Below are 16,589 nucleotides of genomic sequence, written 5' to 3'. Positions count from 1 at the left end.
CAACCGCACCCGCCACGCCCGCCCACCCGCCACCAGCACCCACACACCAAGCAGCAGCGGCGAAGAATCAGCCCGCCACAGCGCTGTTGCGAGCCGTCTGCTGCAAGAACCCCAGCGGGTCGGCCAGCAGCGGCTCGAACGCCTTCTCCGCCGCGCCGATCAGCGTGGAGTCCGCGCCGAGCCCCGGCGTCACCAGGCGCACGCCTTCGCGCACCACGCCCAGGCTGCCGGAGAGGAGGTTCGTGCGGATCTGGCCCTGGACGGCCGGGAACACGTCGTCGAACAGGCCGCCGAAGATCACCATGCTGGGGTTGAACACCGTCACGATGTTCGCCACCCCCAGGGCGATCCAGCTGCCGATGTGCTCCAGCGCGCGGACGGCCTTCTCGTCGCCCGCGGTCGCCTCGGCGACGAGTTCGGCGACGGTCGCGCGCCGGCCGTCGGCGTGGCCGGCGGCGGCGAGGATCGCCGGTTCGCCGATCTCGGTCTCCCAGCAGCCGCGCGCGCCGCAGCGGCACAGCCGGCCCGAGGGGTTGACGACCATGTGGCCGACTTCGCCGGCGTAGCCGTCGTGGCCGGACATGGCTTCGCCGCCGGCGATCACGCCGGCGCCGACGCCGACCTCGCCGACCAGGTACACGACGTCGTCGCAGCCCACTGCGGCGCCGCGGGTGCGTTCGGCCAGGGCGCCGAGGTCGGCGTCGTTGCCGACGGCGACGGGGGCGCCGATGCCGAAGGTCTCCATCAGGCGGCGGTGCAGGATGTCGCCGAGGGGCGCGTCGCCCCAGTCGTCCCAGTTCATGTTGGGGACGAAGCGCAGCATGCCGTCGGTGGAGCGGACGGCGGCCGGGACCGCGGCGCCGACTCCGGCGCACAGCGCGCCGGGCGGGATGTCGTCGGCGGAGAGCAGTTCGCCGGTGAAGCGTTCGAGGTGCCCCATGACGTCTTCGAGGTCGTAGTCGCCGCGGGGGCGGTAGAGCTCGCGGCGGTCCAGGACCTGGCCGCCGAGTCCGACGCGGGCCGCGACGACGAAGTCGACGCCGATCATGTAGGCGAGCGCGTAGACGTGTGCGGCGCGCGGGACGACCACCAGCGAGGGTCGGCCGGCGCCGAGGTGTTGTCCGGGGAGTTCCTCCTCGACCAGGCCGGCCGAGGACAGGTCGGCGGTGAGCGCGCCGATGGTGGAGCGGTTGAGGTTCATGCTCGCGGTCAGCACCGCCCGCGAGGTGGGGCCGTGTTCGTGCACGTAGCGCAGAAGAGTGGACAGGTTGTGCCGGCGCAGCTCCTCCTGGGTCACACCGTAGGTGAACCCCTTGCGGGCCCTCATGGTTCTCTCCTCGCTGCGCGTTTCCCCGCGTGTCGGCCGGTATCGGCCGGTCTCGGACATTATGGCCGAGACCGGCCGAATCACCCGCCTCAGTGCGCGTCGCCCCGTCCGACGCGGCGGGACGCCGCGTCGAAGCCGGCCGCGAGGAGCAGCACCAGGCCGGTCACGATCCACTGCCAGGCCTGGCTGTTCGCGCCCTTGATCAGGTCGCCCATGCCGTTCTGGATGACCGCCACGACCAGGCCGCCCCAGACCGCGTCCATGATGCGGCCGCGGCCGCCGAACAGGCTGGTGCCGCCGATCACGGCCGCGCCGACGGCCAGCAGCAGGGTGTTGCCGGCGCCGAAGTTCGAGGCCACCGACTCCAGCTGCGAGGCCTGCACGACACCGGCCACGGCGGCCAGCGTGGAGCAGATCACGAACACCGAGATGCGGATCCGGTCGACCCGGATACCGGCCCGGCGCGAGGCCTCGTCGTTGCCGCCGACGGCGTAGACGTGCCGGCCGTAGCGGGTACGGCTGAGCAGGAAGGTCAGGACCACGGTGAGGACGATCAGCAGCAGCACCACCCAGGGGATGCCCTCGATCTTCAGGTTGTTGAAGAACGCGTTCTGCTGGATCGCGCGGTTCTCGCCGAGCAGGTAGACGAAGATGGCGCCCAGGATCAGCATCAGCACCGTCTTGAAGAACGTCACCAGGGCGGGCTCGGCTTCCAGGCCGGCCGACCGCTTGCTCACCGCGATGCGCAGCTTCACCAGCGCGTAGCCGCCGGCGACCACGGCCAGCATGACCCAGCCCAGCCACAGCGGCATCAGGTTGTTGTTGTAGCCCTCGAGCGTGATGATCGGCTTGGCGGCCTGGTCCGGCAGCGAGATCGAGCCGGCCTTGCCGACCTGCATCAGCACGATGCCCTGGAAGGACAGGAACGCGGCCAGGGTGACGACGAAGGAGGGGATGCGGGCCTTGGCGCGCAGCCAGCCGATGGCGAAGCCCAGGACCGCGCCGACGATGACCGCGGCCAGCACCGACCAGTACCACGCGACGTTGTGCCGCACGATCATGACCGCCATCAGCGCCGCGCACACGCCGGAGGCGGTGCCCGCGCTCAGGTCGATCTCGCCCAGCAGCAGGACGAAGACCAGGCCCATGGCCAGCACGATGATCGGTGCGGCCTGGGTGACCAGGTTGGCGATGTTGTACAGCGACAGGAAGCCGTTCTGCACGATCGCGAAGAAGATGACCAGGACGACCAGGCCGGCCACGGCGGGCATGGAGCCCAGCTCGCCGCCGCGGGCCCGCTCGATGCGGTTGCGGCCGTAGGCCAGCAGCGTGCCGGCGGCGCCGGTCGCGGGCGCCGCGTCGCCGGCGGTGCCGGTCGCCGCGGTGGTGGTGTTCTCGGTGACAGGCTGGCTGCTCATGAGGCCGCCCCCTTCCCGTCGGAATCGGTGTTCGCGTCGGCTGCGCTGAGCGCGTCGGAGATGCCGGTCCCGCCGGCGGCGTCGAGGCCGGCGGCAGGGACGGCCGGGGCGGCAGGGACGTCGTGCCCGTTGCCGTGCCCGTTGCCGTTGCCGTTGGTGCCGGGCTGCAGGCCCAGGTCCCCGGAGCGGCCGGCGGTGATCAGCTCGACGATCTGGGTCTGGGTCACGTCCGAGCGCTTGACCTGCGCGGCCATCCGGCCCAGGTACAGGGCGGCGATCCGGTCGGAAACCTCAAGTACGTCGCGCATGTTGTGCGAGATCAGGATGACCGCGTGGCCGCGGTCGGCCAGGCGCCGGACGAGCTCCAGGACCTGCTCGGTCTGGGCCACGCCGAGGGCGGCGGTCGGCTCGTCGAGGATGACGACCTTGGAGTTCCAGAGCACCGACTTGGCGATGGCCACGGTCTGCCGCTGGCCGCCGGACAGGCTGGAGACCTGCTGGCGCAACGACTTCACGGTGCGCACCGACAGGCCGGCCAGCGTCTCGCCGGCCAGGCGCTCCATGGTGTTCTCGTCCAGCGTCTTCCAGCCCGAGACCCGCTCGCGGCCCAGGAACATGTTGCCGACGATGTCCAGGTTCTCGCACAGCGCGAGGTCCTGGTACACGATCTCGATGCCGAGCGCGGCGGCGTCACGGGGGTCGTGCACCTTCACCGGCTGGCCCTCGAACAGGTACTCGCCGCTGTCGATGGCGTAGGTGCCACCGATGCACTTCACCAGCGTGGACTTGCCGGCGCCGTTGTCACCGACCAGGGCCGTGACCTCGCCGGCGTGCGCCTCGAACTCGACGTCCTGCAGGACGTGCACCGGCCCGAAGGACTTGTTGACTGCCCGCAACTTGAGGATCGGCTCGCCCGATCCTGCCGTCCGGGGTGTCGTGGACGTGGTTGTTTCCGTCACCTCACACCTCTCTCAACTCATGACGCCCAGCAATCGAACGGTCGAGCCAGAGCGGTCGAGCCCGAACGGTCTTGCCTTGAGCGACCCTTCGACTTCTCGGCCGCGGGTCGCTCCGTGGGCTTCGCAGGGGGATTGGACGCTCCCGCGCGGAGCACTCGCAGACCAGCGGCGGCGGCATCGGAAAGTGGGAACCCGATGCCACCGCCGCGGGTCGAGCGGTGTTACTTGATGCCGGCCGCCGTGCACTTCGCGGCGAAGTCGCCGGTGCAGACGTCGGAGGCCTTCTGGTAGCCGTCGGTGAACGGCAGGGTGATGTTGGTCTTGTCCACCACGACCGGGGTGGCCAGGTAGGACGGGACGTCACGGTTGCCGGTCGAGTCCTTGACCGTGGCCGGCGCGGTGGGCTTCTGGCCGGACAGGATCTGGCTGGCCAGCTTGACGGCCACGTCGGCCTCGCCCTTGACCGGCTTGTAGATCGTGAAGCACTGGTCGCCGGTCAGGATGTTCTGCAGACCGGTCGCGGTCGCGTCCTGGCCGGAGACGGCCACCTTGCCGTTGAGGCCCTGCTGCTTGAGCACGGTGATGACGGCGTTGGCCATCTCGTCGTTGGCGACCATGACCGCGTTCAGGTCCGGCGCGCCCTGCAGCAGCTTCTGGAAGGTCGACTGCGCGGTACCGGCCGGGTTGTCCCAGTTGCCGGACTGCTCGCCGGCCTTGGTCCAGCCCGCCTGCTTGCTCAGCACGCCGTCGTAGCCCTGCTTGAACAGCGTCGCGTTGTTGTCGGTCGCGGCGCCGTCCTCCTCGACGTACTTCACGGCCGTCTTGCTGGCCACCTGCGGGCACTTGACCAGGGCGTTGCCCTGCAGGGTGCCGACCGCGGTGTTGTCGAAGGACACGTAGTACTGCGCGCTGCCGCCGAGGGTCAGGCGGTCGTAGTCGATGGTGACGACGCCCTTGGCCTGGGCCTGGGCCTCGATCGCCTTGGCCGAGCCGGAGTCCAGGTTGACGATCATCAGGACGCCGACGCCCTCGTTGAGCATCGACTGCGCCTGCGTGGTCTGCGTCGTGGCCGAACCGTTCGCGTTCTGGATGTCGCAGACCAGGCCCAGGCTGTCGCACTGGGTCTTGAGCTCGTTGGGGTCGGAGTTGACCCACCGCGGCGAGGAGTTGGTGTCCGGCAGCAGGACGCCGACCTTGTTGTTCGTGTAGTGCGGAGTGCCGCTGCTACTGCTGCTGCTGCCCGAGGCCGCGCTGCTGGTCGAGCTGCTGCCGCCCGTCGTGGAACCGCTGCTGTTGCTCTTCGAGCTACTGCATCCAGCTGCGCTCAACGCAACCGCGGCGCCGAGTGCGGTGATAGCGAGTATCGCCTTACGCATGGGAGCTTGCCCCTTTCTGGTTCCGCACGTCGCCTACCCCCGGGAGGCGCCGCCGATATGTTGACGCGCAAAACCTATTCGGGTTTCGACCATGATCGCTATGAGCTGGCGGACACGAATCCGCCATGAACACGTCACGAAACGGCAACGTCCGGACCGGCTTGGCACCGGGCGGGCACCCCTGCTACAGATACCGCCTCGTCGATGCCCCCACAGACCTTGTGAAGCAGGGCACTTGCCTGGTCGGCCGGGGTGTGGCGGGAAGGCGCCGCGGACCTCAAATTCGCTCAACGCCGAGCTGCGGTACCGGTTCCGGCGGTCGGCCCTCGCACAGAGGTCCGATCACACTCGGCGACGATCTTTAGGTGCGGCGCGCAACGTTGATCTTGCCCGATAAGCGCCCTTTCATCAGATGATGTGGTGCTATGTCGCCCCTGTCAACCACGACCGGACGCTCGCGACTCTGATCGCGCGCGCTGAGGCCGATCCGGATGCCGTGCTTGCCGAACGATTGAGGCGTTTGTTCGGGGCTTTGTTGTCCGGGGGCTGAGTCGGACCACGGACTATTCAACTTATCCCGGTGGCATCCCGGCGGCATCCCGGCGGCCGTCTCGGTGGCATCCCGGCGGTGATCCCGGCGGTGTCCCGGCGGTCACTCCCAGTGCGAGGGCCGCGTCAGCGCTTCGGTGATCTTCGTCCTCTGATCTCCGAGGGCTGCGTTGAGCTGGGTCTGGGTCAGGAATATCGCGCCGGTCAGGTCGGCTCCGGCCAGGTTCGCGTCGCGCAGGTCGGCGCCGATCAGGTCGGCGCGCCGCAGGTCGGCGCCGGTGAGGTCGGCACCGATCAGGTAGGCGCCGCGCAGGTCCGCGCCGTGCAGGTCGGCTCCCGGAAGGCGTGCGCCTATCAGGTCGGCTCCCCGCCGGTCCTTCTTGCGGCCGGTGCCGATGCCTGCGCGCATCAGGGCACTGACTTCAGAGAGCAGTTCGCTGACACCGCGGCGGTGGGCGGCGACGTCCAGGGCCAGCAGGTCGTCGGCGGGGAGCCGGGTGAGGCGCTCGGTTTCCTCGGCGGACCAGCTGATCTCGGTGCGCAGCGCGGAGGCCGCGGCCAGTTGCTCGGCTTCGGTGAGGTACCAGAGCATCTCGTGCAGTTGGCGCATCACCGGGAGTGCGGCGAACATCTGCGCGGCGGTGCCCGGGGCGTCGCGCCACGACACGCCTCCGAACGTCTCCTTCGACAGCTTCTGGCCGGCGCCGAAGCAGTCGTAGACGGTGCAGCCTTGGAAGCCGCGGCCGCGCAGTCCGGTGTGGATGGAGCAGCGGTCGTCGGCGGCGAGGTTGGGGCACGGCGTCCCGGCGGACTTGTCGATCGCGAAGTCCCGGGACGCCGTGAAGGCCAGCCCCACGCAGCACAGCGCGAAGCAGTCGGCGCAGTCGGCGCTCAGATCGGTGCGGGGGCTGGGCATCAGGGTCCTGCTTACAGCTGCCGCATCACGTCGTTCGCGATGAGTTCCAGGTGGTCCAGGTCGGACAGGGCCAGGATCTGCAGGTAGACGCGCTGGGTGCCGATGCCGATGTAGCGGCCGAGCTTGTCCACGACCTCCGCCGGGGTGCCGGCCAGGCCGTTCTCGCGCAGCTCGGCCGGCTCACGGCCGATCGCGGCGGCGCGCCGGGCGTACTCGGCCTCGTCGCGGCCGACGCAGGCCACCAGGGCGGCGGAGTACGTCATCGACTCCGGGGCGCGGCCGTTGGCGGCGACGGCGTCGCGGACGGTGCCGAACAGGCGTTCGCTGTCCTCGAAGGACCTGAACGAGGTGTTGTACTCGGCGGCGTAGCGCGCGGCGAGGCGCGGGGTGCGCTTCGGGCCGCCGCCGCCGATGACGATCGGCGGGTGCGGCTCGGTGACCGGCTTGGGCAGCGCCGGGGAGTCGCTGAGGGTGTAGTGCTCGCCCTTGAAGCTGTAGGTCTCGCCGTCGGGGGTGTTCCACAGCCCGGTGATGATCTCCAGCTGCTCCTCCAGCAGGCCGAAGCGCTTGTCCGGGAAGGGGATGCCGTAGGCGGTGTGCTCGTCGCCGAACCAGCCGGTGCCCAGGCCCAGCTCCACGCGGCCCGGGCCGGCCATGGCGTCGACCTGCGCGACCGTGATGGCCAGCGGGCCGGGCAGCCGGAAGGTGGCCGGGCTGACCAGGGTGCCGAGCTTGATGCGGCTGGTCTCGCGGGCCAGGCCGGCCAGCGTGATCCAGGCGTCGGTGGGGCCGGGGGCGCCGGTGACGTCGCCCATCTTCAGGTAGTGGTCGGAGCGGAAGAACGCGTCGAAGCCCAGGTCCTCGGTGGCTTTGGCGACGGTGAGGAGGGTGTCGTAGTCGGCGCCCTGCTGGGGCTCGGTGAAGATGCGCAAGTCCATGGGACAAGCCTTTCACACGGCGCGGCGCACTCGCGGCGGTGCTCGCGCGGCGGATGCGTGAGCGTTCGGTCCGTGGGCGGTGGGTGCATCGGCAACGGTGCGCGGGCAACAGGTGCGCGGCGGCGCCGGTACGGCAGGATGGCGTCATGCGCATGCCCTACGTCAACAGCCGCCTGGCCCCGATGGGCACCACCATCTTCGCCGAGATGTCGGCGCTGGCGGTCGCCACCGGCTCGATCAACCTCGGGCAGGGCTTCCCGGACACCGACGGCCCCGAGGAGATCAAGCGCGCGGCGGCCGAGGCGGTGCTGTCCGGGCACGGCAACCAGTACCCGCCCGGGTCCGGCGTCCCGGAGCTGCGCAGGGCCGTGGCCGAGCACCAGAAGCGCTTCTACGGCCTGGACTTCGACCCGGACACCGAGGTGCTGGTCACCGCCGGCGCCACCGAGGCCATCGCGGCGGCGATGCTGGCGCTGCTGGAGCCGGGCGACGAGGTGGTGGCGTTCGAGCCGTACTACGACTCGTACACGGCGTGCATCGCGATGGCCGGCGGCGTGCGCGTGCCGGTGACGCTGCGTCCCCCGCACTTCCGCCCCGACCTGGACGCGCTGCGCGCCGCGGTGACCGACCGCACGCGCCTGCTGCTGCTGAACACCCCGCACAACCCGACCGGCATGGTCCTCACCCGCGCCGAGTCCGAGGCGATCGCCGCGCTGGCGTGCGAGCGCGACCTGCTGGTCGTCACCGACGAGGTGTACGAGCACCTGACGTTCGGCCCCGAGCACATCCCGCTGGCCACGCTGCCGGGGATGCGCGAGCGCACGGTGACGATCGGCTCGGCGGGCAAGACCTTCTCCTTCACCGGCTGGAAGGTCGGCTGGGTGACGGCGCCGCCGGCACTGGTCTCGGCGGTCCGCAGCGCGAAGCAGTTCCTGACGTACGTGGCGAGCGGCCCCTTCCAGTACGCCGCCGCGACCGCCCTGGCCCTGCCGGACGAGTACTTCACCACGCTGCGCGCCGACCTGCGGCGCAAGCGCGACCTGCTGGTCGGCGGGCTGAGCGCGGCCGGGTTCGAGGTGTTCCAGCCGGACGGGACGTACTTCGTCACCACGGATATCAGCGGGCTGAGTAAGAAGAACGGGATGGAGTTCTGCCGCGAGCTGCCCGAACGGTGCGGCGTCGTGGCGATCCCGAACCAGGTGTTCTACGACGACGTCGAGGGGGCGCGGAGCTTGGTGCGGTTCGCGTTCTGCAAGAAGGACGAGGTACTGGTCGAGGCTGTGGAGCGGTTGGGGCGGTTGAAGGGGTAGCGCAGGGCTATGCCAGCGCGCTGATGTAGGCGCGCGCCTCTTCGGCCAGGGCGTGCCAGTCGAGGTCGCTGCTCTGGTCGACGATGAACCACTCGCGCATGGGGACGCCGTTCTTGCGGGGGTCGAAGTGGTCGCCGTCGCCGGCGGACACCAGCGCGTCGACGCGTTCGGCCGGAAGCTTGACGACCAGCCGGTCCTGGCTCACCATCGCGAACAGTTTGCCGCCGACCTTCAGGCCGCCGCGGCCGAAGCCGCGCATGCCGGGCTCGGTGCCGGGGCAGGTCACGCCCTCGACGCCGAGGTAGGTTTCGGCCAGGTCGGCGAAGCGCTCCTTGGTGGTTCCGCGGCTGTTTCGCGCGTCGGTCATGCGGCCAGGGTAGGCGGCGGGTCTGACACACGCGCTTCGGGCGGGCCGTTCGCCGTCAGCGAAAGCGCGCGGGTTCCGGGCGGTGTCGTGCCTAGGGTCGGTGCCATGACCGACTACGAGCCTGCGTTCCAGGCCTACGAGAACCTGACGCCCCTGGACCCCGCGGCGAGGCCGGTCGCGGTTCTGGTCGCGGGGGTGCCGGGGGCCGGGAAGAGCACGTTGGCCGAGGGGTTGGCACGGGAGCTGCGGGCCGCGGTGTTCTCCACGGACTGGCAGCTCGGGGCTTTGACGCCGTTCCGGGTACTGACGGAGGAGAACCAGCTGCCGCTGGCCGAGATGATGATGGTCGGGGCGCTCGCGCGGCAGGTGCAGCTGGGGTTGGACGTGGCACTGGATGCGCCGGGGCACGAAGTCGAGGTGCGGGAGCGCTATCGGCGGGTGGCCGAGAGTCTGGGGGCGCGCTTCGTGGGGGTGGAGTGCGTGTGCTCGGATCCGGAGGTGCACCGGTCGCGGGTCGAGGGCCGGGACCGCGGGATTCCGGGGTGGCGGCCGACGGTGCCGTGGACGCATGTGCAGCGGATGCAGGGGTTGTGGGAGGCGTGGCCGGAGCCGCATCTGGTGATGGACTCCGCGGAACAGGATGCTGAGACGATGCTCAAGCTGACGCTGGAGGCGGTCTCGGCGGCGCGCGCCGCCTGACTAAGACCCTTGAAAAACCGCGAGCCCCGGCCCGCACGAAGCAGACCGGAGCCAGCACGACCGCCGCAACGAAGCGCCAGTAGGGCCAACAATGCCTCCATCGCCCGCCGACCCGAGGCCGCACCGACAGCCGGGCGGGAGGCTTCAACTCGGCAAGCCGCTCAGCATGCTGCCTAGGCCATGCGTGGTCCGGCCCCGGCGAGGCGGTTCTCAGAGCTTGATGACCTGGCCCGGGAAGATCAGGTTCGGGTTCGAGATCTGGCCCTTGTTCAGCTGGAACAGGCTCTGCCAGCCGCCGGCCACGTGGTTCGTGACAGCGATCTGCGACAGTGTGTCGCCGCTCTTGATGGTGTAGGTCGCGCCGGTCGGCTGGGCTTGCGGGGCCGCGTTCTGGGCCGGGGCGGGCTGGGTGTTCTGTCGCTGCTGCGGCTGCTGCTTCGGCGCCTGCTGCGGCGTCTGGGTCTGGGTCTGCTGCTGGGTGCCGCTGGAGCTGGAGCCGGTCGAGCCGCTGCCCGGGTTCACGGCCGCCGCGGCGCCGCCGGCGCTCAGGCCCGCGCGCGGGCCGCACACCGGCCAGGCGCCGGGGCCCTGGGAGGCGAGCAGGTTCTCGGCCACGGCTATCTGCTGGTCCTTGGTGGCCAGGTCGGCGCGCGGGGCGTACTTGCCGCCGCCGGCGCCGAGCCAGGAGCTGGTCGAGAACTGCAGGCCGCCGTAGTAGCCGTTGCCGGTGTTGATGGACCAGTTGCCGCCGCTTTCGCAGGAGGCGACCTGGTCCCAGGTGGAGACGCTGGCGGCGCTGGCGGTGGAGGCCATCAGGGCGGGCAGCACGACCGCGGCGCCGGCCACGGAGGCCACGACGATCCCGGCCTTCTTGCGGCCGGACAGCATGGACTTGCTCATGATCAGTCAGCTCTCTCCGCCACGCCGGCCGGCGCTGGGCGCCGGCCTCCTGCACCGATCACGGGGGTCGGGTCACAGATGACTCTCGCGGTCCGGGGCAGGAATGCGGCGTGCCGGCCGGCGAGGTCCCCGCTCGCGGCGGGGCATGCCCCAGACGGTAAGCACAAGCCTGAGCAAATCACAAGAACGATGACATGCAGTTGATAAGAGACACACCGGTGGTAAGGGAATTGGCGCCTTTCCGACGCAGAACTCACGAAGCGTGCCGAGCGGATCACATTCTGGACAAACGAATCTGGGAAGGTCCCGAGCTCTTCTCAGGGCCTTCCCAGGGGTGCGAAAACGGACTAATCAGCCCACATGGCGCCGATGTCCGCGCTCCTGCCGCGGCCTGCTCTGCACGGTCGGCGGAACCGGCGCCGGTAGCGTCGCGACCTCGTTCAGTTCCTGCTGGTAGAGCGCGGCGGCGTCGGGGAGTTTCGGGAACCGCCGCTGCGGCCGGTCGTGCATACGCAACGTCCCGGTCAGGTCACCGACGGTGTGACGCCGCCAGGCGCTGATGTTCGTCTCCCGCACGCCGAACCGGCGCTCCAGCAGCCGCAGCGTCGAGGTGTGGTCGAACACCTCCGAGCACACGAAGCCGCCGGCGCTCCACGGCGAGACCACGAGCGTCGGCACCCGGAAGCCCAGCCCGGAGGGCCCGGCGATGCCCTGGCACTCGGCCGGAAGCGGGTCGACGGTGATCCACTCCCCCGGCGTCCCGGCCGGCGCGGTCGGCGGCCGCACGTGGTCGAACAGGCCGTCGTTCTCGTCGTAGGTGATGATCAGCAGCGTCTTGGCCCACACCTCGGGGTGCTGCCCGAGCGCGTCCAGCACGCCCCAGATGTACTGCGCCCCGGCCCCGGGCAGCGCCGGCGGGTGCTCGCTGGCCTCCGGCTGCCCGATCGAGGGCAGATACTGCGAGTTCAGCCAGCTGACGGCGGGCAGGTCGCCGTTGGCGATGTCGTCGGCGATCGCCTGCGGCGGCCGCGGCTGCATCCCGTTGATCCACAGGGAGGAGTCGTGCGGGGCGTTCTGGAAGTTCTGGAACCAGCCCAGATCCGAGCCCTGAGTGTTGGCGACGTAGTAGCGCCAGCTGATGCCCGCGGCCTCCAGGCGCTCGGCGTAGGTGGTCCAGCGGAACGGCGCCGGGTTGTGGTTGCTCACCACCGGGCCGCCGGCCACGCCGTCGGGGTCGTTGGTGCCGCTGACCGCGAACAGCCGGTTGGCGTGCGTGGGGCCGAAGGCCGAGCAGTGGTAGTTGTCGCACACGGTGAAGGCGTCGGCGAGCGCGTAGTGGAACGGCAGGTCCTCGCGCGTCAGGTAGCCCATGGACCACGGACCGCCGTCGGCCGGGCGGTGCGCGGCCATCCAGCCGTCCATCGCGCCGTGGTTCCAGGAGGTGTGCTGGCCGTGCCAGCTGTGGTCGGTGCTCGGGTACTTGGCGCCGCTGGTCTTGGTGGTGTCGATGCGGAACGGCAGGGTGTAGCCGTCGGGGTTGGCGGTGTCGGGCTGGTAGAACACCGGACGGCCGTCGGGCAGGCGGATCGCGTCGCGGTCGCCGAACCCCCGCACGCCGGACAGCGTGCCGAAGTAGTGGTCGAAGCTGCGGTTCTCCTGCATCAGGATCATGACGTGCTCGATCTGGTCCAGGGAGTGCAGCCGGTTGTCCGGGGCGGCGGCCATCGCCTTGGTCAGCGAGGCCGGCAGCAGGGACAGGGCCGAGGTGGCGGCACCTGTGGTGAGCAGGCGGCGGCGGGTCAACGACATGCGCGGGCTCCCGTCTTCGACGGATCGGCCTGGATCCGCCGGGTAGAGATCAGAGAATTGAGATGTCGTCCTCCCCTGGCAAGGTAATCGCCGATGGTGGATTCGGGGAGAACGCCCGGATGCCTCGCGGTGCGGCGATGATTGCCGGGTGACCGTTTCCGTCGTGTGGGCCCGCGAGGCCATCCCGTCCGGCCCGAGCGTCTTCCTGGCCGGTCCGACTCCGCGCTCCAAGGCTGTCGCCTCCTGGCGTCCGCAGGCGATCGCGGCTCTGGACGCCGCGTGGACCGCGCCGCCGACGCTGCACATCCTGGTACCGGAGAACCCCGGCAGACTGCGGGAAACCGAGTATGACGACCAGATCGAGTGGGAATGGGAGGGTTTGGACCGCGCCTCGGCGATCCTGTTCTGGATCCCGCGCGATCTGCGCACCCTGCCCGGTTTCACCACGAATGTCGAGTTCGGATTCGTCGCGCGCTCCGGCCGAGCGGTGCTCGGCTGCCCTCCGGACTGCCCGAATCCAGAAAGGAACCGATACCTGGTCCGGTTGGCGCGTAGGTTGGGCGTACCGGTGACGGAGACGATGGTGGGGACCGTCGCGAGGGCGGTGGAGATCATCTCAGCGATCGACATCACGCCTTAGTCTCGCCACGGTGCACTTTTGGGCCGGGATATCGGGTATGACCCTCCGGTCTGTGCACTCGCCGTCAACCCGTTGCGGTAGCGTGGCGAAGCACTTCGCACGTCCAACAACAATGGGGGTAACACCATGTCCACCACGCGTGGCGTACGGACTCTCGTCGGCTTGGCGGTGGCCTCGTCGGTCATTCTGCTCGGGGGCTGCGCCTCGTCCGGGACCACCACCGGCTCCACCGGCGGGAACCCGCTCGCGGGCGGTCTGACGTCGCACACGACCGCCGCTTCCGGCGGCTCGTCGTCGACCGGCGGGTCGTCCACCGGCGGCGCGTCGTCGTCGGACACCGCGGGCTCCTCCGGCGGCGCCTCGTCCTCGGACAGCTCCAGCACGGGCGGTTCCTCGGGGGGCACCATCGGCGGCCTCGGCGGCAGCGACGCCGGCTGCCAGGCGGCCACCTCGGACCTGGCCAGCGGCTCCAGCGCGCTCAGCGGCGCGGCGAGCAACCCGGCCGGCGCGCTGGCCGCGATCAAGGGCATCGGGGACAAGCTGCACGCCGACGCCGGGAAGTCCACCAACCCGGCCGCGGCCTCGGCGATCAAGAAGGTCGGCGACGACTACGTCAACATCGCGCAGCAGGCCGCCGCCGGGAAGGCGCCCGACACCGCCTCGGTGATGAACGACGCCCAGGCGATGATCACCGCCTGCCAGGGCTGACGAGCCCGCACGGCGCCGCATCGGGCGACGGCAGCACAGCACGACAGCTGCACAGCTACACAGCTACACAGCACGAAAGCAAGACGGCACCACCGCATCACCACACCAAACCGCACCACCCACACCACACGACGGCCCGTCCGGGGATTCCCGGCCGGGCCGTCGTGCCTTTGCCGGCGCTTCCGGCGCCTTCCGCGCCGCTACCGGCTCATCTCAGAGCTCACACACACCCGTGGATGTCGCTCGTCGAGGAGGCCACGGTCGTGTCCAGCAGGCCGGGCACGATCACGTGCACCGCGTTGACCGTGAGCACGTGGTCGGTGGCGGTGTTCGTGGCGATCTGCTCGTTCAGGATCAGCTTGATCCCCAGGATGTTCACCGTGGTGTTCGGGCCCGGGGTGACGCTGACCGGGACCACGATGCCGCCGACGGTGATGGAGGCGATGGTGGCGCCGCCGGTGCTGCCGGAGCAGACCGAGTGCGAGGTGGACGTGACCGCGCCGATCTCGATCGCCGGCACGAGCAGCAGGCCGATCCCGACGTGCTGCACCGAGGCGTTGGCCGTGGAGGAGCTGGGGCCGACCGCGGTGGAGACGTTCGCGCACAGGGTGCCAGCACTGATCAGGCCAGTGATGGTCACCACGCACGGCGGCGAGCTGCTACTGGCTCCGGTGGTCGCCACCGGACCGGCCTCGGGCGTCGGGGTGATGCCCACCAGGCCCGAGGATTTCAGGCCGTAGGCGTCGCCGGTGAGCAGGACGTCCCAGATGACCTTGACGTTGTTGGAGCTGACGATGCCGGCCGGGTTCGACGTCGTGGAGCCGACTGTGTCAGTGCCCGAAGCCGTGCCGGTATAACTGAACGTCGCGTTGCCCGAGGCGTCTGTGGAGACGGTGTCCCCCGCCCCGGCGTTCGGGCCGCTGGCGACCTTGAACGCGATCGGCGCGCCCTGCAGCGGGTCGCCGCAGCTGTTGACGTAGTTCGCGGTGACCGAGGCCGTGGACCCGACCGCGAGTTCCTGCTGGCTCGGCGCCAGCTTCAGGATCGAGCCCGGGCACGAGACGCTGCCGACCGGGGCCCACTGCTGGGACTCGTTGCCCATGCCGCAGCTGGCGCCGTCGACGCCGCCGGTGTTCAGGATCTTGCCGGAGTCCGGGAAGTTGCTGACCACACCGTCGATGGACACCATGACCAGCGGGACGACGCCGGACTGGTTGCAGTTCCCGGCCCAGGACGCGCCGTTGGGCCCGATGTCGGAGGTGTCGAAGGAGCCGTCGGAGGTGCAGCCGGAGCTGAAGGAGTTGATCGTCTGCGTGACGATGTACTGCCCGCTCGGCCCGAGCGGGACGTTGTGCCGCCAGATGTCGAACACGCAGGTGCCGAAGCTCACCTTGATGTAGTCGACGTTGACGTTCACGCCGGTGTTGTTGATGACCCGCAGGGCGCCGGCGTCGAACGTGCAGCCGCCAGGGACGCTGCAGCCGCCGTAGGTGACGTTCGGCGCGCCTTCCCAGGGGGTCGGGAAGTTCGCGGGATTCGCGCGCGCGGTGTCGGCGTAGCCGACCTGCACCGCGACGTTGGCGGCGGCGTGCGCCCGGCTCGCGGGCGCGACCACCACCGCGGCGAAGGTGAGCGCGAGCATCCCGAGGAACGCCAGGGCTCTTCGCACACTGATTGAGGCTGCTGACATCTTCCACCCCTTCTGAACCCGAATGGGAACCGCGCGGCGCCATTCCCACTGGGACCACCAGTTGCACCGGTGGCCGGCCGCGCGAGGAGTGAACCTATTCGAGCTCTGATTCGGTTGTCTGCCGGGCGGGAGCCGGGCGTCGGCTGGCGCGTGCAGACACCGAACGCCATGGTCATGCCGCATAGACCGACGGTCGGCGGCGCTCGCGGAGCGAATCAGAGAACTGAGTTAGTTGGCGACCGGAGTCAGCAGCTCCGCCGAAAGCCCCAGCGCGCCTTGGAACACCTCGCGGCCGGCCGGGGTGACGAGCACCGCGCGGGTGCTGCCGACCCGCCGGATCCAGCCCTTGTCGAGAGCGTGGCCGCACAGCGCCGCGCCGACGGCGCCGGCCAGGTGCGGACGGCGCTCGGTCCAGTCCAGGCACGGCCGCAGCGCCGGGCGCTTGGCCGCGGCGGGCACCTCGATGGCGAGGTCGGCGAGCCAGCGCTCGCCACCCGGCGTGAGCCGCAGGCCGTGCTCCCAGTCCACCAGGGCGCGCTCGGTCATCGCGTCGGCGATGGCCACGCCGACCCGGCCGGCCAGGTGGTCGTAGCAGGTGCGGGCGTGGGCCAGCGCGCGCCGCCGGCTGTCGGCGGACAGCGTTCGCGGCGGCGGTGCGGAGCGGACGGGTGCGGCGGCGGCCAGGGTCTCGATCAGTTCGGCGACCTGCTGGTCGGCCAGACGCACGTAGCGGTGCCGGCCCTGGCGTTCCTCGGCGAGCAGGCCGCCGGCGACCATGGCGTTGAGGTGTTCGGTGGCCGTGGAGGGCGCGACACCGGCGTGTTTGGCGAGTTCGGTCGGAGTCCAGGCGCGGCCGTCGAGCAGGGCCAGGCAGAAGGTGGCGCGGGTGCCGTCGGCGAGCAGGCGGGCCATGGCGGCCAGGTCGGCGCCGGCCAGCAGGGGGTTCGCGGTGGTGGGGCTTGCGGCGGTGCGCATGGCGCGGC

15 protein-coding genes are annotated in these 16,589 nt (G+C 70.5%); 4 read left to right on the top strand and 11 right to left on the bottom strand.

Annotated elements, in window-relative coordinates; translation table 11 throughout:
* Window positions 1–67 precede the first annotated feature (67 nt).
* The 6 genes from GWK61_RS08130 to GWK61_RS08105 form a co-directional block, all read right to left on the bottom strand.
* Window positions 68–1,327, bottom strand: coding sequence for an ROK family protein (locus GWK61_RS08130; protein WP_194906640.1), 1,260 nt, complete (start codon window positions 1,325–1,327; stop codon window positions 68–70).
* 89 nt (window positions 1,328–1,416) lie between these two features.
* The gene (locus GWK61_RS08125; RefSeq protein ID WP_228561924.1) at window positions 1,417–2,745 is read right to left on the bottom strand and encodes a sugar ABC transporter permease; all 1,329 of its coding nucleotides are present in this window, start codon (window positions 2,743–2,745) and stop codon (window positions 1,417–1,419) included.
* Window positions 2,742–3,704 carry an ATP-binding cassette domain-containing protein gene (locus GWK61_RS08120; protein ID WP_194906639.1) on the bottom strand — a complete coding sequence of 321 codons (963 nt, stop codon included), beginning with the start codon at window positions 3,702–3,704 and terminating at the stop codon, window positions 2,742–2,744. Before GWK61_RS08120 ends, GWK61_RS08125 begins: the two co-directional genes overlap by 4 nt.
* Before the next feature lie 221 nt (window positions 3,705–3,925).
* On the bottom strand, window positions 3,926–5,080 hold the full coding sequence (locus GWK61_RS08115) for a sugar ABC transporter substrate-binding protein (RefSeq protein ID WP_194906637.1): 1,155 nt from the start codon (window positions 5,078–5,080) through the stop codon (window positions 3,926–3,928).
* A 652-nt stretch (window positions 5,081–5,732) separates the two neighbouring features.
* On the bottom strand, window positions 5,733–6,545 hold the full coding sequence (locus GWK61_RS08110) for a pentapeptide repeat-containing protein (RefSeq protein WP_194906635.1): 813 nt from the start codon (window positions 6,543–6,545) through the stop codon (window positions 5,733–5,735).
* Window positions 6,546–6,556: 11 nt separating this feature from the next.
* A complete protein-coding gene (locus GWK61_RS08105) occupies window positions 6,557–7,483 on the bottom strand; it encodes an LLM class F420-dependent oxidoreductase (protein WP_194906633.1) in 927 nt (308 codons plus the stop codon).
* Between the two features lie 146 nt (window positions 7,484–7,629).
* On the opposite strand from GWK61_RS08105, the gene GWK61_RS08100 reads away from it, so the two are divergent.
* Complete coding sequence (locus GWK61_RS08100; RefSeq protein ID WP_194906631.1) at window positions 7,630–8,793, top strand: pyridoxal phosphate-dependent aminotransferase; 1,164 nt, start codon at window positions 7,630–7,632, stop codon at window positions 8,791–8,793.
* Window positions 8,794–8,800: 7 nt separating this feature from the next.
* Here the strand turns inward: GWK61_RS08100 and GWK61_RS08095 are convergent, their stop codons facing one another.
* Complete coding sequence (locus GWK61_RS08095; RefSeq protein WP_194906629.1) at window positions 8,801–9,160, bottom strand: MmcQ/YjbR family DNA-binding protein; 360 nt, start codon at window positions 9,158–9,160, stop codon at window positions 8,801–8,803.
* A 105-nt stretch (window positions 9,161–9,265) separates the two neighbouring features.
* Here GWK61_RS08095 and GWK61_RS08090 point away from each other — a divergent pair, with 105 nt between their 5' ends.
* Window positions 9,266–9,859 carry a P-loop nucleotide/nucleoside kinase family protein gene (locus GWK61_RS08090; RefSeq protein WP_194906627.1) on the top strand — a complete coding sequence of 198 codons (594 nt, stop codon included), beginning with the start codon at window positions 9,266–9,268 and terminating at the stop codon, window positions 9,857–9,859.
* A 210-nt stretch (window positions 9,860–10,069) separates the two neighbouring features.
* Here the strand turns inward: GWK61_RS08090 and GWK61_RS59355 are convergent, their stop codons facing one another.
* Both GWK61_RS59355 and GWK61_RS08080 read right to left on the bottom strand, forming a co-directional pair.
* A complete protein-coding gene (locus tag GWK61_RS59355; protein WP_194906625.1) occupies window positions 10,070–10,759 on the bottom strand; it encodes a transglycosylase family protein in 690 nt (229 codons plus the stop codon).
* Between the two features lie 351 nt (window positions 10,760–11,110).
* Window positions 11,111–12,568, bottom strand: coding sequence for an alkaline phosphatase family protein (locus tag GWK61_RS08080; protein ID WP_194906623.1), 1,458 nt, complete (start codon window positions 12,566–12,568; stop codon window positions 11,111–11,113).
* Window positions 12,569–12,716: 148 nt separating this feature from the next.
* Between GWK61_RS08080 and GWK61_RS08075 the strand changes: the two genes are divergently transcribed.
* Window positions 12,717–13,208 carry a nucleoside 2-deoxyribosyltransferase domain-containing protein gene (locus GWK61_RS08075; protein WP_194906621.1) on the top strand — a complete coding sequence of 164 codons (492 nt, stop codon included), beginning with the start codon at window positions 12,717–12,719 and terminating at the stop codon, window positions 13,206–13,208.
* A gap of 126 nt (window positions 13,209–13,334) precedes the next feature.
* A complete protein-coding gene (locus GWK61_RS08070) occupies window positions 13,335–13,916 on the top strand; it encodes a hypothetical protein (protein WP_194906619.1) in 582 nt (193 codons plus the stop codon).
* 220 nt (window positions 13,917–14,136) lie between these two features.
* On the opposite strand, the gene GWK61_RS08065 is transcribed toward GWK61_RS08070, so the two are convergent.
* Window positions 14,137–15,606, bottom strand: a complete 1,470-nt coding sequence (locus GWK61_RS08065) for a choice-of-anchor P family protein (protein ID WP_194906617.1) — start codon at window positions 15,604–15,606, stop codon at window positions 14,137–14,139.
* Window positions 15,607–15,834: 228 nt separating this feature from the next.
* Window positions 15,835–16,581, bottom strand: coding sequence for an ArsR/SmtB family transcription factor (locus GWK61_RS08060; RefSeq protein ID WP_194906660.1), 747 nt, complete (start codon window positions 16,579–16,581; stop codon window positions 15,835–15,837).
* Window positions 16,582–16,589 lie beyond the last annotated feature (8 nt).

The organism is Catenulispora rubra (genome assembly GCF_015356825.1).
Taxonomy (GTDB): Bacteria; Actinomycetota; Actinomycetes; order Streptomycetales; family Catenulisporaceae; genus Catenulispora; species Catenulispora rubra.
The sequence above is the reverse complement of the archived record's forward strand: the minus strand, read 5'-3'. Positions and strand labels throughout refer to the sequence as shown.

Bases quoted from the DNA above. Each gene is read 5' to 3' on its own strand.
- GWK61_RS08065 (WP_194906617.1), bottom strand. From the start codon at position 15,606: ATGTCAGCAGCCTCAATCAGTGTGCGAAGAGCCCTGGCGTTCCTCGGG.
- GWK61_RS08115 (WP_194906637.1), bottom strand. From the start codon at position 5,080: ATGCGTAAGGCGATACTCGCTATCACCGCACTCGGCGCCGCGGTTGCG.
- GWK61_RS08070 (WP_194906619.1), top strand. From the start codon at position 13,335: ATGTCCACCACGCGTGGCGTACGGACTCTCGTCGGCTTGGCGGTGGCC.
- GWK61_RS08105 (WP_194906633.1), bottom strand. From the start codon at position 7,483: ATGGACTTGCGCATCTTCACCGAGCCCCAGCAGGGCGCCGACTACGAC.
- GWK61_RS08130 (WP_194906640.1), bottom strand. From the start codon at position 1,327: ATGAGGGCCCGCAAGGGGTTCACCTACGGTGTGACCCAGGAGGAGCTG.
- GWK61_RS08100 (WP_194906631.1), top strand. From the start codon at position 7,630: ATGCGCATGCCCTACGTCAACAGCCGCCTGGCCCCGATGGGCACCACC.
- GWK61_RS08095 (WP_194906629.1), bottom strand. From the start codon at position 9,160: ATGACCGACGCGCGAAACAGCCGCGGAACCACCAAGGAGCGCTTCGCC.
- GWK61_RS08110 (WP_194906635.1), bottom strand. From the start codon at position 6,545: ATGCCCAGCCCCCGCACCGATCTGAGCGCCGACTGCGCCGACTGCTTC.
- GWK61_RS08060 (WP_194906660.1), bottom strand. From the start codon at position 16,581: ATGCGCACCGCCGCAAGCCCCACCACCGCGAACCCCCTGCTGGCCGGC.
- GWK61_RS08080 (WP_194906623.1), bottom strand. From the start codon at position 12,568: ATGTCGTTGACCCGCCGCCGCCTGCTCACCACAGGTGCCGCCACCTCG.
- GWK61_RS08125 (WP_228561924.1), bottom strand. From the start codon at position 2,745: ATGAGCAGCCAGCCTGTCACCGAGAACACCACCACCGCGGCGACCGGC.
- GWK61_RS59355 (WP_194906625.1), bottom strand. From the start codon at position 10,759: ATGAGCAAGTCCATGCTGTCCGGCCGCAAGAAGGCCGGGATCGTCGTG.
- GWK61_RS08090 (WP_194906627.1), top strand. From the start codon at position 9,266: ATGACCGACTACGAGCCTGCGTTCCAGGCCTACGAGAACCTGACGCCC.